Origin of the sequence: Streptomyces sp. NBC_01498 (genome assembly GCF_036327775.1) — a bacterium.
In the GTDB taxonomy this organism is placed as follows: Bacteria; Actinomycetota; Actinomycetes; order Streptomycetales; family Streptomycetaceae; genus Streptomyces.
This window is the reverse complement of sequence record NZ_CP109598.1, coordinates 2,641,288-2,655,835: the sequence shown is the minus strand read 5'-3', so window position 1 is coordinate 2,655,835 and position 14,548 is coordinate 2,641,288. Positions and strand designations below refer to the sequence as shown.

Here is a 14,548-nt window from a genome sequence, read left to right as displayed (position 1 = left end):
GGAGGCGGCCGTCCCCAGCGGCGGGTCTCCTCGGGAGGCCGTCCCAGGAGCCGGCCGGGGTCGGTCAGTCCGGGCACAGCCACTCGGTGACGTACTCCCGGTCGCCCTGGCCCAGCAGGCCGCGTACGCATTCACCGGGCGCCGTGTCCAGCGTGCCCGTCAGCGCGGCCGGCGCGTCCTCCGTACGGAGGGTGCCGAACCAGCCGGGGAAGGCGGTGATCCGCGCGTCCGCGCGCTGGTAGCCCAACCGGAGGGCGGTCTCGGGACCGGCGCCGTGCCGTATGTACCGGGTCGTGAACGTCCCCGTACCGCCCACCGGGCCCTCGACGCACAGCCGGCCGCCGGTGAGATCGCCGCAGCCCTCCGGGGTGACACCGGAGGGCGCGAGGAGCAGCCCCGCGCCGAGGGTGAGGGCGGCGGGGGCACGCAGCTGGCGGACGGTCGCGCGGACCCGCCGGTGTCTCATGACGTTCATCGTCCTGCGGGGCGGCCGGCGGGGCATCCGGGCATGGGCCGGGTGGGCGGCTCCGGGGCTCGCGGGCGTGGCGGGCCCGGCAGACGTGGCGTCACGTCCTGCGGGGGCTGCACGTGGGCTACGCGGGGCGGCTGGCGCCCGCGAAGGGCATCTGGTCGATGGGGGCCAGCCGGACGCCCGTGCCGGGCCGGGGCGCGTGGATCATCTGCCCGCCGCCGACATAGAGCCCGACGTGCGAGATGCCCGAGTAGAAGAACACCAGGTCACCGGGGGCGAGCTGGGAGCGGGAGACCCGCCGGCCCGCGTTGATCTGGGTGTACGTGGTGCGGGGCAGGGCGACTCCGGCGGCACGCCAGGCGGCCTGCGTCAGCCCGGAGCAGTCGAACGCGTTCGGCCCGGTGGCTCCCCACACGTACGGCTTGCCGAGTGCCGCGCGCGCGTAGGCGACGGCGGCGGCGGCGCGGGGACCGGGCGCGGCCACGGCCCTCACGACGGCGCCGCTCCGCGCGCGATCGGCGCGCGGCTCGGCCGGTCCGACGCTGCGCGCGTACTCGGCGCGTTCGGCGGCGGTGAGCCGGTCGAGCAGCCTCTCGGCGTCGGCGAGCTTGTTCCGGACGGTCGACTTGTGCGTGGCCAGGTCGGCCTGACGGCTTTTCAGTTCGTCGAGTTTCGCGTCGGCCTTCTTACGTAAGAGGCCGAGTTCCCCGAGTTGCGCGCGCATCCTGGTGAGGGCCTTCGCCTGCTGGAACCCGGCCCGTTCGGCGAGCGCCGCCCCCCGCAGGTACTGGTCGGGGTCGGAACTGAGGGCGAGCTGTACGGCGGGGTCGAGGCCACCGGCGCGGTACTGAGCGGTGGCGATCGCCCCGAGGGCGTTGCGCGAGGCGTTGACCTGCTCCGTCCGCCGCGCCGCCCGGTCCCGCAGCCGGTCCAGGGCCGCGCTCGCGTCGGCGGCCCGCTCCTTCGCGCCGTTGTACTTCTCGGTGGCGATCTCCGCCTCGTGGTGGAGCTTGTCGACCTGCGCCCTCACCTGCGCCGAGGTGAGCCGGGGTTCGGCGTGCGCGGGAGCGGGCGCTTCTAGCCCGGCGGCCGTCGCGGCACCCGCGAGGGCGAGGGTGGCCGCCGTACGTCCGTAGGGGCCGCTGAACGGCCGGTGCTTCGATCGGGGTCGGCGGTGCGCTGCCACGAGGGCGTCCACATCCTTCTTGGGGCTTGGGGCTTGGGGCTTGGGCCGGGGCTTTGCGTTCCGGTCGTCCGTCGAGGACGCTAGGCGGCCCGCTCGTGGAAGCGCGTGTCCATGCCCGCTATTGCCCGGAGCCGGTGGTTCAGCGGCGGATCGTGATCACGTACGGCGGTGAATTCGCCGATTCGCGACGGGAGTTGATCGCTCCGCTGATGCGGGACACCGGACGGCCCACGGCGGTACGGGAGCGGGAACCCGGACCGCCCGGCTGTCGGTGGGCCCGCGTAGTTTTTCGCATGACCACGCGGGGTGAACGCCGAGCGGGCCCGTTCCCGGTCCCTTGGGGGGCGAGGGCGGGACGGGACGATCGGCCACCGCCGTCACGGCTCTGCGGGCTCGGCCGCCCGAGCGCAGCCCGATGCCGGACCGATGCCGGACCGCTGCTGGGCCGGGTCCGTTTCCGGCCGGGGGTGTGTCGTCGGGGGCGCAGGGCCCGGCGAGGACCGTCACGGGGGCGGCGCCTGGCGGCCCCGTGACGGTTCGTACGGGGGCGGGCCGGTATCGGGCGGTCGGGCGCCCGACGGCGTGATTGCCACCGATCCGCTGCGGGCATCACCGCGCGGGCGGCGTGGATGCCGATCGGCCGGCTCGCCTTCGTGCCCTCCGATGCCGGAGGGCCTCCTCTTAGGACCGAGGACCGAGGACCGTGTGCCGCGGGGCGTTGTCCGGACCGGGTGTCGCCGCCGTCGCTCCCGACGGCCCGGCCCGGCCCTGGGACACGGGGCCGGGCCCGGCGTTATGCGCCGGTACCCGTCGTTGTGACCAGCGGTGGCCTGCCGCTGGTCATCGGCCGGAGCGGCCCGGGACCGTCGCGCCGGTCAGACCGGGTGTCGCCGCCCTCACCCCGATGGCCGGGCTCTGATCGCTGCCGGGTGCGCCCGCCAGGACGGGACGGACCCGCCGTCGTGCGTCGGCGCCCGCCGGTACGATCGGCGGTGGCCCGCCACCGCTCACCGGCCCGAGCTGCCCGAGCTGGCTGCCGGAGCCGCCCGAGCCGCCCGAGCCGTCGGGTCGGTCAGGCCGGGCGTACCCCGCCGTAGATCGGCATGTAGTAGATCGACTCCTCACGTACGTTCGCCCCGGGCTTCGGCGCGTGGATCATCATGCCGTCGCCCTTGTAGATACCGACGTGGCTGATGTCGTCGTAGAAGAAGATGAGGTCACCGGGGAGCAGGTCCTCGGTGGCGACGCGCTGGCCCACCTCCACCTGGTCCCACGTCGTACGGGGAAGCTGCACACCCGCCTCCCTCCAGGCGGCCGCCGTCAGCCCCGAGCAGTCGTACGAGCTGGGGCCGGTGGCGCCCCACACGTACGGCTTGCCGATCTGGGCACGGGCGAAGGCGAGCACCTTCTGGGCCTTGGCCGCGTACGTACCGTCCGAGACGCCCGCACCCGCACCCGAGCCCGTTCCCGCGCCGGTGCCCGTACCGCCGCCCGTCGCGGGCGGCTGCTCCTGCCGGGCCGCCTCCTGGCGCCTGCGCTCCGCCTCCTTCTCGGCCTTCGCCTCGGCCTGGCGGCGCGCCTCCTGCTCCTTCTCGCGCTCCAGCTCCGCGAGCCGCGCCTTCTCCTCGGCCGTCAGCTCCGCCAGCAGCGACCGGGCCGCCGCGAGCTTGTTCTGGACCCGCTGCTTGCCCGCCTTCAGCGTGGCCTGCGACTCCGTCAGCGTCTCCAGGCTCTTCGTCGCGTCTGCGCGCTGCTCGGCCGCCGACCGCTGCTCCTTCTGGAAGTCCTCGACGGCCTGCTGCTGGCGGTCGGTCATCCGGTCCATCAGATGCGTCTGCTCGAAGTACGACTCCGGGCTGTCGGCGAACATCAGGGCGGCGGTGGGACCCACCGCTCCCGCGCGGTACTGCGCCGCCGCATACGTACCGAGGTCGCGCCGGGCCTCGTTCACCTTGTCGGCGCTCCGGGCCACCTGGTCCAGGGCCCGGTCCACCGACTCGCGCTGGGTGTCGGTCTCTTCCTTCGCCTTGTTGTACTGCTGGGTCGCCGTACCGGCCTGCCGGTACAGGTCGTCGACCTTCTTCTGTACCTCCTCCACCGAGGGATTCGGCTCGGTGGGCGCGGCGGTGGCGCTCTGCGACGAGAGCAGCGTGACCGAGGCGAGCGCCGCCGTCGTGAAACCGACGGCAGGGGTGTTCGCGCGCACTCCGGTGCGAGTGCGCGATTTGCGATGCGACGCCAAGGCCGGCATCTCCTTCCGTGGACCGCCTACCGGGTTAGCTGTCGGGTTCGGGCGGAACGGAAGGCTGCCCTACGGGCCGGGGAACACGGCCCGATTCACCCCGGTGGAACATGTGGGTCCCCGGTTCCGAACTCCCGTCGTGGAAGCCCGGATTCGGCGCGGACGGTCCGCTTGGCGCTGATCGCCGGTGGAGTACGAACCGCCTCGGCAGGCACGCTAGCCAATATGTGGTGCGGCTGTGAAGGTTGATGGCCGATATGCCCGATACGTTTTCGTGACCTTTCGCATAAACCTCCGTCCGCACCCCCGCGAGGCCATGTGGCGGACCACTGTCGGTGCGGCACTCTAGACTCAGGAAGCGATGAGCAGCCTCTTTGACGACAGCTTCCTGGCGGACCTCCAGACCTCGGCCGAGGAGGAGCCACCGCCGCCACCCGAGGACGCCGAGCCCGGGGGCACCGCTCCGGAGCAGGTGCCCGACGATCTCTTCGGAGGGAAGTTCGACGTGCCCCCGCCCCGGGACGCATACCACCGTGACGGCGCCCCCCGCACGGTCGTGGACCCGGCGGCGCTGCTCGAAGGGCTCAATGACGAGCAGCGGGCCGCCGTGGTGCACACGGGATCGCCGCTGCTCATCGTGGCGGGCGCGGGCTCCGGCAAGACTCGCGTACTGACCCACCGGATCGCGCATCTGCTGGGGACCCGTCGCGTACACCCCGGCGAAATACTGGCGATCACCTTCACCAACAAGGCCGCCGGTGAGATGAAGGAGCGCGTCGAGCAGCTCGTCGGACCGCGCGCGGCGGCCATGTGGGTGATGACGTTCCACAGCGCCTGCGTACGCATCCTGCGCCGCGAGTCGAAGCGGCTGGGCTTCACGTCCTCGTTCTCGATCTACGACGCGGCGGATTCCAAGCGGCTCATGGCCCTGGTCTGCCGCGATCTGGACCTCGACCCCAAGCGGCACCCCCCGAAGTCGTTCAGCGCCAAGGTCTCGAACCTCAAGAACGAGCTGATCGACGAGGAGACCTTCGCCGGCCGGGCCACGGACCCGTTCGAGAAGACGCTGGCCGAGGCGTACCGGATGTACCAGGGACGGCTGCGCGAGGCCAACGCCCTGGACTTCGACGACATCATCATGACGACGGTCCATCTGCTCCAGGCGTTCCCGGACGTCGCCGAGCACTACCGCCGCCGCTTCCGCCATGTCCTGGTGGACGAGTACCAGGACACCAACCACGCGCAGTACACCCTGGTCCGCGAGCTGGTCGGCCCCTCCGGCGAGGGGCAGGACCCGGCCGAGCTGTGCGTCGTCGGCGACGCCGACCAGTCCATCTACGCGTTCCGGGGCGCCACGATCCGCAACATCCTCCAGTTCGAGGAGGACTACCCGAACGCCACCACGATCCTGCTGGAGCAGAACTACCGCTCCACACAGACGATCCTCGGCGCGGCCAACGCGGTCATCGAGCGCAACGAGAGCCGCCGCCCGAAGAATCTCTGGACGAACGCCGGAGCGGGCGCCCGCATCACCGGTTACGTGGCGGACACCGAGCACGACGAGGCCCAGTTCGTCGCCGACGAGATCGACCGGCTCACGGACGCGTCCAAGGCCAAGGCGGGCGATGTCGCGGTCTTCTACCGGACGAACGCGCAGTCGCGTGTCTTCGAGGAGATCTTCATCCGCGTCGGCCTGCCCTACAAGGTCGTCGGCGGGGTGCGGTTCTACGAGCGCAAGGAGGTCCGCGATGTGCTGGCCTATCTGCGGGTGCTCGCCAACCCGGAGGACAGTGTCCCGCTGCGCCGCATCCTGAATGTGCCCAAGCGCGGGATCGGTGACCGTGCCGAGGCGATGATCGACGCACTCGCGGCGCGCGAGCGGATCTCCTTCGGGCAGGCGCTGCGCCGGGTGGACGAGGCGTACGGCATGGCGGCCCGCTCGTCGAACGCGGTGAAGCGCTTCAACACGCTGCTGGAGGAGCTGCGTACGGTCGTCGAGTCCGGCGCCGGCCCGGCGACGGTTCTGGAGGCCGTGCTGGAACGGACGGGGTATCTGGCGGAGTTGCAGGCGTCGACCGACCCGCAGGACGAGACGCGGATCGAGAACTTGCAGGAACTGGCCGCCGTGGCGCTGGAGTTCGAGCAGGAGACGGCCCAGGCCGCGGGGGCGGCGGCGGACGGTGACGGGCCGGGGGACGCGGGCGACGCGGACGGCGACGCGGACGGCGACGGGGGCGGTGACGGGGGCGGTGCGGCCGGGACCGAAGGCCCCGGCGCCGCGCCCTCCGGCACCCTCGCGGCGTTCCTGGAGCGCGTCGCGCTCGTCGCCGACTCCGACCAGATCCCCGACGAGGACGAGGAAGGCTCCGGCGTCATCACCCTGATGACGCTGCACACGGCGAAGGGCCTGGAGTTCCCGGTCGTCTTCCTGACCGGCATGGAGGACGGCGTCTTCCCGCACATGCGCGCGCTCGGCCAGCCGAAGGAGCTGGAGGAGGAGCGCCGGCTGGCGTACGTCGGCATCACGCGCGCCCGTGAACGGCTCTACCTCACCCGGTCCTCGATGCGCAGCGCGTGGGGCCAGCCGTCGTACAACCCGCCGTCGCGTTTCCTGGAGGAGATTCCGGGCGAGCACCTGGAGTGGAAGCGAACGGGTCCGTCGGCCGCCCCGGCCGGGCCCACGTCGGGGATCACCTCGTCGCTGTCCGCGTCCCGTTCGCGGTCGGGCCCGGCGGGCTTCGCCACCCGGCGCGCCACCGAGAAGCCGGTCATCTCGCTCGCGGTGGGGGACCGGGTGACCCATGACCAGTTCGGGCTCGGGACGGTCGTCACGGTGACGGGGTCGGGCGCCGACGCGCAGGCGACGATCGACTTCGGCGACTCCAAGCCGAAGCGGCTGCTGCTGCGGTACGCGCCGGTCGACAAGCTGTAGCCACCGTCGTGGTCGGCGAGAAGCCGTAACTGCCGGAAGGACACACGGAAACGGCGGGCCCGGGGAGGGCCCGCCGCTTCGTTGTCGTTGCCTTCGTTGCTGTTGCTTTCGCTGCCGGGGGTTCTGGCGCCGGGGGTACGGTCCGGGCCGGGCCGGTTACGTCGGGTCGAGACCGTGGCTGCGGAACCAGGACAGCGGGTCGATCGCCGAGCCGCCGGCCGGCCGTACCTCGAAGTGCAGGTGCGGGCCGGTGGAGTTGCCCGAGTTCCCGGAGTACGCGATCTCGTCACCGGCCTTGACCGGGCCGGAGCGGATCTTCGTACTGCTGAGGTGGCAGTACCAGGTCTCCGTGCCGTCGGCGGCGGTCACGATCGCCATGTTGCCGTAGGCGCTGTTCCACTGGGTACGGACGGTGCCGTCGGTCGCCGCCATGACCGGTGTGCCGTACGAGACGGGGAAGTCGATGCCGGTGTGCATGGACATCCAGTTGACGCCGGCCTGGCCGTAGTAGGCGCTGAGGCCGTGCATCGCGACGGGGAGCGCGAACTTGGGGCGGGCGGCCTCGCGGGCCGCGGCCAGCTCCTCGCGCTTCTTCTTCTCCGCCGCCTGACGCTCCTTCAGGTCGATGCGCTCCTGGGTGCGGCTGGCGCGGTCCCCGAAGTCACGCGCGTCGGCGTCGAGAGCGGCGAGCTGGGTGTCGAGCTTGTTGTTCACCGCGACGGGCTTGATCGCGGTCGCGTCGGCGGCGGTCAGCGTGGTCGTCTCGTCCTTCGCCTCTTCGGCGGCGCCGAGGCCGCCGACCGAGGCGGCGGCGATACCGGCGACACCCATCACACAGGCGGACGGCACGGCGACGGTGAGCAGCGCCGAACGCTTCGCGGGAGTGCTGCGGCGCCTGCTGCGGTTGCCTCCGGCGGCCCGGCGTACGGGGCGGGGGGCGATCGTCGCGGCGGTGACCGTGGCGGCGGACGCGAGGAGTTGGTCCTCGTCGGAGTGACCGGAGTGACCCGAGCGGTCGGAGTACGCGTACGCGGAGTTGTCCGGATCGAGATCGAACTCCGATTCCGACACCTGTTCAGGCTCCGGACCGGGTGTGTCGTACTCGTGCTCGCTCGCGTACGGGGCGCCCTGTGTGTAATCAGGCTGCGCGTAGTCGGGCTGGTCGTACGAGGACTGGTCGTGCGACGACTGCTCGTACGCGTTGTCGTGCCGGAGATCGGCCTCGGGCTCGTACGCGGCCGGTTCAGGCACGGCCGGGTCGAAGGCGTGGGGGTCGAATGCCGTGGGGTCGACGGCGGCTGCGGGGTCGAAGGCCGTCGGATCGAAGGCCGGTGCCTCGTAGGAGTCGTACGCCGCGCCGTCACCGTAGTACGGGGGTCCGGCCTGGAACGGTACGTCCGGCTGGGCCGCCTGGCCGCCCGCGTTCCACGCGGTGGCGTCGTAGGTGCCGCTGTCGGCCACGGGCGCCGCCGCCCACTGGTCGGGCGGGGTGGTCGGCGCGGTCGCGTCGTACCCGTAACTCGCCGCCTGGTCGGCCTCGTTCCAGCCGTTCGCGTCCCACTGCCCGCTCGCGTCGTACGACTGCTGGGGCTGCTGGGCCTCTCCCGGATACGCGTCGTACGCCTCGTACGCCGGGTACGGAACCTGGGGAGCGCCCGGCGCGTAGGGGTCGTAACCCGCGCCGCCGGCGCTCCACTGCGCCGACTCGAACTGACCGCTGTGGTCCGCCTCGTACGTGACCGTGCCCACCGGGCTCGTGCCCGGAAGCGCGCCGAAGAGCGGGTCACTGTCGAAGCTGCCATTGGATTGGCCGTCGTGGGCGGCGTATCCGGCGTGGGGGTGCTGGTCGTTCACCAACTTCTCTCTCGCCTCGGCAGCAGGACCAGGGTTCCCGGAGCCGCCTCGACGAACAGCGGGAACCGGAAGGGAAAGCGTGGCCGCGACTGTACCCGGCGGTATGCGGCGGCGACAATCTTCCGCGGCTCCCAGGGCTTTGGGAAACGGGCATTCGGCCGCCTTTCGGCGAACTGCGGGCACACCTTTGGCCCTACGTTCGATATTCGTTCGATTTATTGGATGTCGATGAGGTGTCGAACCGACATCGAATCGAGCGGGAGCACAACTTATTTCGGCGCGGCGGTTTGAGTCGGCGCCCGGCCGTCATGCCACCGATATCGCGCCGCCGGCCTGACCTCCCGTGCCTTCCGCACCGTTTTCCGCCCATGCGGCGGCCTCGGCCAGCTCCGCGTCCGTGAGCTTCTCCGTGCCCTCGTGCTCCAGGACGTACCGGATGCCCGCCGCGAGGGCCGGATGGACCGGCAGCGCCAGATGGCCGATACCGGTCACGCCCACGTTCTGCGCGACCAGGTCCGGGTGGTCGACGCGGGCCGCCTCCACGGGGGACATGACCTGGTCGAGATCGCTCCAGAAGCTCACGAACCGGGTCCGGCAGTCCGGCGCCGGCTCCCTCAGCTCCTCGATCAGGTCCGAACCGGGCCGCATCTGCCGCACGACGGGGTGTGCGCTGGCGAGCGGGATCGCGGCCGTGCCCGCATGTGGCGTGCCCATGGTGATCAGGGTGCGCACCCGCGTGTCACCGCCCTGTCGCTGTACGTAGTACCGGGCGATCAGGCCGCCCAGACTGTGGCCGACGATGTCGACCTGCCGGTGACCTGTCCGCTCGCAGACCTCCTCGATGTGCTGCCCCAGCACCTCCGCCGCGAGCCGGATGTCGCTGGTCAGGGGGGAGAAATTCAGCGATTCCAGATGCCGCCAGCCGTGCCGGGCCAGCGAGCGGCGCAGCAGGACGAAGACGGACCGGTTGTCCACGAAGCCGTGCAGCAGCAGGACCGGCGGGCGGGAGCGGCCCTCGGTGGGCAGCGCCGTGGCTTCCGGGGGCAGCGCGGGGGCAGGGCGCTCCCGGGCGATTCCACCCGGATAGAGGACCAGGTGACCGGCGAGGATCGCCATCTCCAGGAACGAGGCCCGCAGGAGCGTGACCGGCAGCTCCCAGGGCGCCGGACGCCTCACCACGGACGGAAAGACCGACGGGAGGACCGACGGAAAGGGCGAGAAGAACTCGGCGAAAGGCGGGATCTTCATTGACCTACCTCCCTACACCGCGCGGGAAGCGGACTTCCCTTGCGGCTCCCGTGCCGGGTGGGGCCGGCACGACGCAGAGTGAACATGTCCCTGTGTGTGATTTCCCCCTCCCCGGCCACCGCGAAACAGCCGGGTACGAGATGCTGGAGATAACGTTCGTTCACCTCTCCGTCCCTCGCCGGTACGGGGACCCGTGCCAATGACGACGAAGTCGGTATGTGGAGGCAGTGATGGGTGTGACCGGTCCGATCCGTGTGGTGGTGGCCAAACCGGGTCTCGACGGCCACGATCGCGGGGCCAAGGTCATCGCGCGCGCGTTGCGGGACGCCGGTATGGAGGTCATCTACACCGGTCTGCACCAGACGCCCGAGCAGATCGTCGACACGGCCATCCAGGAGGACGCCGACGCGATCGGTCTGTCGATCCTGTCCGGCGCGCACAACACCCTCTTCGCCAAGGTCATCGACCTGCTGGCGGAGCACGACGCGCTGGACATCAAGGTCTTCGGCGGCGGGATCATCCCGGACGCCGACATCCCCCCGCTGAAGGAGAAGGGCGTCGCGGAGATCTTCACGCCGGGCGCGACGACCACCTCGATCGTGGACTGGGTGAACGCGAACGTACGTCAGCCCGCGGGCAGCCCGTAACCGCCCGTCGGTATCGCGCGCGACGCCGGCGTTGCCGGTGCGCCACGACGTCCTGTCGCGGGGGACCGGCTCACCCGCCGGGCCCGGCACGCCGGATTCCTCGCGGCGCCCGGTCACGCGCCTGGCCGGTACGCCGGTTCCGTCGCGGGGCCCGGTCACGCGCCGGGTTGGTGAGCGCGTTCCGTCGCGGCGACCAGTTACGCGCCTGGCCGGTAGGCCGGTTCCGTCGCGGGGCCCGGTCACGCGCCTGGCCGGTACGCCGGTTCCGTCACGGCGCCCGGTCATGTCCCCGCCCGGTCATCGAGGCGATCGGGCGGTCCGGGCGGTCCGGTGGGTCCGGCCGGCCCGGTGGGGGTGGTGGGGCCCGGGTGCGGCCCGGCCGGACGCTGCGCGTCGCCGACGAACAGCCGCTCCTCCGCTGCCACTTGCGGGTCCGCTGTCGGTGGTGGCAGCAGACCGGCCGGGCCGCCTGCGGATGCGGGCCCGCCGTGTGGACCTCCGTCCGGCGGGGCCTCGGTGAGGCCCGTCAGTTCCGCCGTCATCGCGGCGCGCAGCCGCAGCGTGGAGACCAGCCGCTGGAACGCCTCCGACCAGTAGCCCCCCGCCCCCGGCGACGCGCCCTCCGATTCGTCCGGGGTGGCGGTGAGACTGTCCAGCTGGGACGCCTCCGAGGGGTCGAGGCACCGCTCGGCCAGCCCCATCACCCCGCTGAAGCTCCACGGGTAACTCCCGCCGTCCCGCGCGATGTCGAGCGCGTCGACCACCGCCCGGCCCAGCGGCCGGGACCACGGCACCGCGCAGACCCCGAGGAGCTGGAACGCCTCCGAGAGTCCGTGTGCGGCGATGAACCCGGCGACCCAGTCCGCCCGTTCGGTCGGAGGCAGAGTGGCGAGCAGCTTCGCCCGCTCGGCGAGGGACGACGCGCCCGGTCCGGTGGCCGGGGGCGTGGCGGGCGGGCCCAGCAGGGCGCGCGCCCAGTGGGCGTCGCGCTGGCGTACGGCGGCGCGGCACCAGGCCGCGTGCAGTTCGTCCGTCCAGTCGTCAAGGACGGGCAGGGCCACGATCTCCTCGGGCGTACGGTCCCCGAGCCGGCCGGACCAGACCGACAGCGGGGTCGCCTCCACCAACTGGCCGAGCCACCATGACCGTTCACCCCGCCCGCTGGGCGGGGTCGGGCTCACCCCGTCGCGCTGCATCGCCGCGTCGCACTCGTGCGGCGCCTCGACCACGACGGTCGGACCCGCCGGGCCGCCGCCGAGGTCCAGGCTCACGCACGTCGCCGCCCGCGCCGCCATCCGCGCGGCGAGCGCCGAGTCCGGCAGCGCGGACAGCAACTCGGCGGCCGTCGCACGGACGTTGCGGCTGCGGTCGGAGAGCGCGTCCTCCAGGAACGGCTCGTCCGGGGCGGACAGCCCGGCGCGCAGCGAGTCGAGGAACATCAGCCGGTCCTCGGCCCGCTCCGTCGACCAGGTCGTGGCGAGCAGCGCCCGCGCCGCGCCCGCGTCCCGCGCGCGGACGGCCGCCAGCAGCGCGACCCGCTCGGCGAACAGCCCCTCCTCCCACAACTGCCGTACCGCTTCGGTGTCCTGGACACCCGGCAGGACGGCTCCGCCCGAGGCGCCGCGCAGCGCGAACTTCCAGTCCGGGTTGAAGCGCGCGAGCCACAGTCCGCGCGGCCCGGCGAACGCAAGGGCGTGCGGACGCAGATCGTTGCGCCCCCGCGCCGCGTCGAGGAGCGCCGGCAGCGCGGCGGCGGGCGCGCGGTAGCCGTGGTCGTTGGCGGCGGTGAGCCACTGGGGGAGCAGCTCGGTGAGATCGGGTGCCGTACCGCGCCGGCCTCCCGTACCGGCGGGGGCCGAGCGGTCGGCCAGCAACTGGGTCAGGCGCCGGCCCGCGGGCTCGGGCAGTTCACGCCGGTCGTCGGACGGCGCGGGGTCCGGCCGGGCGGCGGCGCGCGCGGGGAGCAGCCCCGCACGCCGCCGCAGGGTGTGCACGGCGGCGGCGTCCAGCAGCGCGGCGGGCGCGTCCCGTCCCGGTGCCATGACGTCCGCCGGGGGCGGGCGGCGGTCGGTGCCGAGCAGGGCCGAGGTGACGAGTTCTTCCCAGGCCGCGCTCCCGGTGCTCGCGCCGCCGGGGAGACCGCCGGGGAGAGTGGTGCCGGTCATCGGGTGCCTCCGTACCTATGAGATGGAGAGGACAGACGGACGGACAGGGTGTGAGGAAGGACGGCTGAACAGGTGGGCCGTGTCCGACCCCGCGCGGCGGCCCCGCCTCGCACGCTCCCGGCGGCCCGCACGGCCGGGCTGTCGGCGACGACGATCCGCCAGGCGTGGTGAGCGCACGCCCTGCCGTTCTGCCGAGCGGCCCGCCGTACGCGCGGACGGCGGCGTGAGGCGGAAGCCGCCGCACGGGTGGTCCCGGCCGTACATAAGGACACGCCGTACGTACGGACGAGGGCCGGGCGGCCGGGCCGCCCCGCTCATGTCAGCTGGACCGTCTCCGGGGAGTGCGCCGACCAGACGGAGAGCGGGGTGAACCCCCGGTGCCCGCACTCGCCGAAGACCGTGACGGGGTCGCCGCCGGACACCGCCACGAGCCGCCACAGCCCCGGCCGGGTGAGCGCGGCGGGCGCGATCGGGAGCGCCGACTCCCCTTCGGCGTCGGCCAGTTGCCAGCCGCCCCCGGCGCCTCCCCGGTCGCCGGGGGCGCCCGGGACCGGCACCGGTATGACGTCGGTCAAGGTCACCGGCCAGGACTCCAGCCATGGGTCGTCGCACAGCGCCGAGCCGTACGCCTCCACCGCCGCCCTGGCCGTCCCGCCCGGTGGCGGCCCCCCGTCCGGCTTCGCGGCACCCGCAGCGGGCTCCGCGCCGACCACCGCCTCGCCCAGATCGGCACGCAACTGCCCCGCCCCCGCGTGCGGCGTCAGCTCCGCCTCGATCACCCGGCCCACCGGCAGCGCCCGCTGCGGCGAACGGCCCGCCGCGCCGAACCCCATTACCAGCGCTGTACGCCCCGACGCCCGCCCGTACAGCCAGATCCGGCGCGTGGTGATCTTGCCGTCATACGTGTCGTACTGCGCGAGCACCAGCCACCGGTCCCTCACCGGCGGCCCCTCGGCGGAGGACGGAAGACCCACGCGCGTACGAACGGTCGTCGCCAGGGGCGCGGGCAGCCGGTCGAGCCCCAGCCAGCCCCGGCCCAGCAGACGCACCATCGCCGACTCTTCGAGCAGCCGCACCGGCCAGCCCGCCCCCGAGCCCGGTATCGCCCCCAACTCCCGCACCCGCGCGGCCAGTCCGGGCGCCTGCGCGTCCACCATGCGCGCCGCTGTCTCCTCCCAGGTCCCGTACCCCGACTGCTCGGCGCCCGCGAGCCCGCCGCGCAGCAGATCCGCCAGCCGGCGCTCTAGCTCCAGCACCCCCTCCGTGATCCTGGCCGCCCTGCGCTCCGCCCGCCGCCTGGCCGCCTCCGGATCGGCCTGCCCGGCCGCCCCACCGGCCGCGTCCCCCGCCTTCGCCTCCCGCTCCGCCCCGCGCTTCCGGCGCTCCGCCAGCCACTCCTCCGCCCAGTCGGGCGCCGCGCCGTCCGCGACATCCGCGACCGTCCGCACGGCGGAGGTCCCCTCGCCCGCCCAGAGCAGCAGCAGCCCCAGCGCGTGCTTGCACGGGAACTTCCGGCTCGGGCAATCGCATCTGTACGCCGGACCGTTCGTGTCGATCACCGTCCGATACGGCGTCTTGCCGCTGCCCTTGCACAACCCCCACACGGCCCCCTCCGCGCTGCTCCCCGCCCCGGACCACGGCCCGGCCGCGCTCAGCCGGGCCCCCGCCTTGCGCGACGCATCGTCCGGCGCCAGGGCCAGCACCTGCTCCGCCGTCCAGCGCACCCCCGCTTCATCCATGCCCACGACGGTAGGCGCCCCCACTGACAATCAGCTCCGACCTGCGGAAACGGCCGATTGTCA

Annotated in this window: 9 protein-coding genes and 1 riboswitch; of the genes, 2 read left to right on the top strand and 7 right to left on the bottom strand. The window is 73.1% G+C overall.

Going from position 1 to position 14,548, the window contains the following annotated elements; all coding sequences use genetic code 11:
• Positions 1-64: 64 nt before the first annotated feature.
• The 3 genes from OG875_RS11030 to OG875_RS11020 all read right to left on the bottom strand — a co-directional run bounded on the left by OG875_RS11030 (position 65) and on the right by OG875_RS11020 (position 3,909).
• Positions 65-466 carry a hypothetical protein gene (locus tag OG875_RS11030; protein WP_330174054.1) on the bottom strand — a complete coding sequence of 134 codons (402 nt, stop codon included), beginning with the start codon at positions 464-466 and terminating at the stop codon, positions 65-67.
• A 127-nt stretch (positions 467-593) separates the two neighbouring features.
• Positions 594-1,658 carry a C40 family peptidase gene (locus OG875_RS11025; RefSeq protein WP_330174053.1) on the bottom strand — a complete coding sequence of 355 codons (1,065 nt, stop codon included), beginning with the start codon at positions 1,656-1,658 and terminating at the stop codon, positions 594-596.
• A 1,072-nt stretch (positions 1,659-2,730) separates the two neighbouring features.
• On the bottom strand, positions 2,731-3,909 hold the full coding sequence (locus tag OG875_RS11020; RefSeq protein ID WP_330174052.1) for a C40 family peptidase: 1,179 nt from the start codon (positions 3,907-3,909) through the stop codon (positions 2,731-2,733).
• A riboswitch (cyclic di-AMP (ydaO/yuaA leader) is annotated at positions 3,908-4,069 on the bottom strand. Its footprint overlaps the gene before it by 2 nt.
• A 192-nt stretch (positions 4,070-4,261) precedes the next feature.
• Between OG875_RS11020 and OG875_RS11015 the strand changes: the two genes are divergently transcribed.
• Positions 4,262-6,832, top strand: a complete 2,571-nt coding sequence (locus OG875_RS11015; protein WP_330174051.1) for an ATP-dependent DNA helicase — start codon at positions 4,262-4,264, stop codon at positions 6,830-6,832.
• A gap of 156 nt (positions 6,833-6,988) precedes the next feature.
• Here the strand turns inward: OG875_RS11015 and OG875_RS11010 are convergent, their stop codons facing one another.
• Positions 6,989-8,686 (bottom strand): peptidoglycan DD-metalloendopeptidase family protein, encoded by a 1,698-nt coding sequence (locus OG875_RS11010; protein ID WP_330174050.1) that lies wholly within the window; start codon positions 8,684-8,686, stop codon positions 6,989-6,991.
• Between the two features lie 306 nt (positions 8,687-8,992).
• Positions 8,993-9,934, bottom strand: coding sequence for a lipase family alpha/beta hydrolase (locus OG875_RS11005; protein WP_443079098.1), 942 nt, complete (start codon positions 9,932-9,934; stop codon positions 8,993-8,995).
• 230 nt (positions 9,935-10,164) lie between these two features.
• Between OG875_RS11005 and OG875_RS11000 the strand changes: the two genes are divergently transcribed.
• Positions 10,165-10,581, top strand: a complete 417-nt coding sequence (locus OG875_RS11000; RefSeq protein WP_330174049.1) for a cobalamin B12-binding domain-containing protein — start codon at positions 10,165-10,167, stop codon at positions 10,579-10,581.
• A gap of 281 nt (positions 10,582-10,862) precedes the next feature.
• On the opposite strand, the gene OG875_RS10995 is transcribed toward OG875_RS11000, so the two are convergent.
• Complete coding sequence (locus OG875_RS10995; protein ID WP_330174048.1) at positions 10,863-12,746, bottom strand: DUF5691 domain-containing protein; 1,884 nt, start codon at positions 12,744-12,746, stop codon at positions 10,863-10,865.
• Positions 12,747-13,060: 314 nt separating this feature from the next.
• Positions 13,061-14,485: an SWIM zinc finger family protein gene (locus tag OG875_RS10990; RefSeq protein ID WP_330174047.1), complete on the bottom strand. Its 1,425-nt coding sequence runs from the start codon at positions 14,483-14,485 to the stop codon at positions 13,061-13,063.
• Positions 14,486-14,548 lie beyond the last annotated feature (63 nt).

Excerpts from the sequence above, each read along its gene's own strand:
- OG875_RS11030 (WP_330174054.1), bottom strand. The coding sequence starts at position 466 with ATGAGACACCGGCGGGTCCGCGCGACCGTCCGCCAGCTGCGTGCCCCC.
- OG875_RS11020 (WP_330174052.1), bottom strand. The coding sequence starts at position 3,909 with ATGCCGGCCTTGGCGTCGCATCGCAAATCGCGCACTCGCACCGGAGTG.
- OG875_RS11015 (WP_330174051.1), top strand. The coding sequence starts at position 4,262 with ATGAGCAGCCTCTTTGACGACAGCTTCCTGGCGGACCTCCAGACCTCG.
- OG875_RS11005 (WP_443079098.1), bottom strand. The coding sequence starts at position 9,934 with ATGAAGATCCCGCCTTTCGCCGAGTTCTTCTCGCCCTTTCCGTCGGTC.
- OG875_RS11000 (WP_330174049.1), top strand. The coding sequence starts at position 10,165 with ATGGGTGTGACCGGTCCGATCCGTGTGGTGGTGGCCAAACCGGGTCTC.
- OG875_RS10995 (WP_330174048.1), bottom strand. The coding sequence starts at position 12,746 with ATGACCGGCACCACTCTCCCCGGCGGTCTCCCCGGCGGCGCGAGCACC.
- OG875_RS10990 (WP_330174047.1), bottom strand. The coding sequence starts at position 14,485 with ATGGATGAAGCGGGGGTGCGCTGGACGGCGGAGCAGGTGCTGGCCCTG.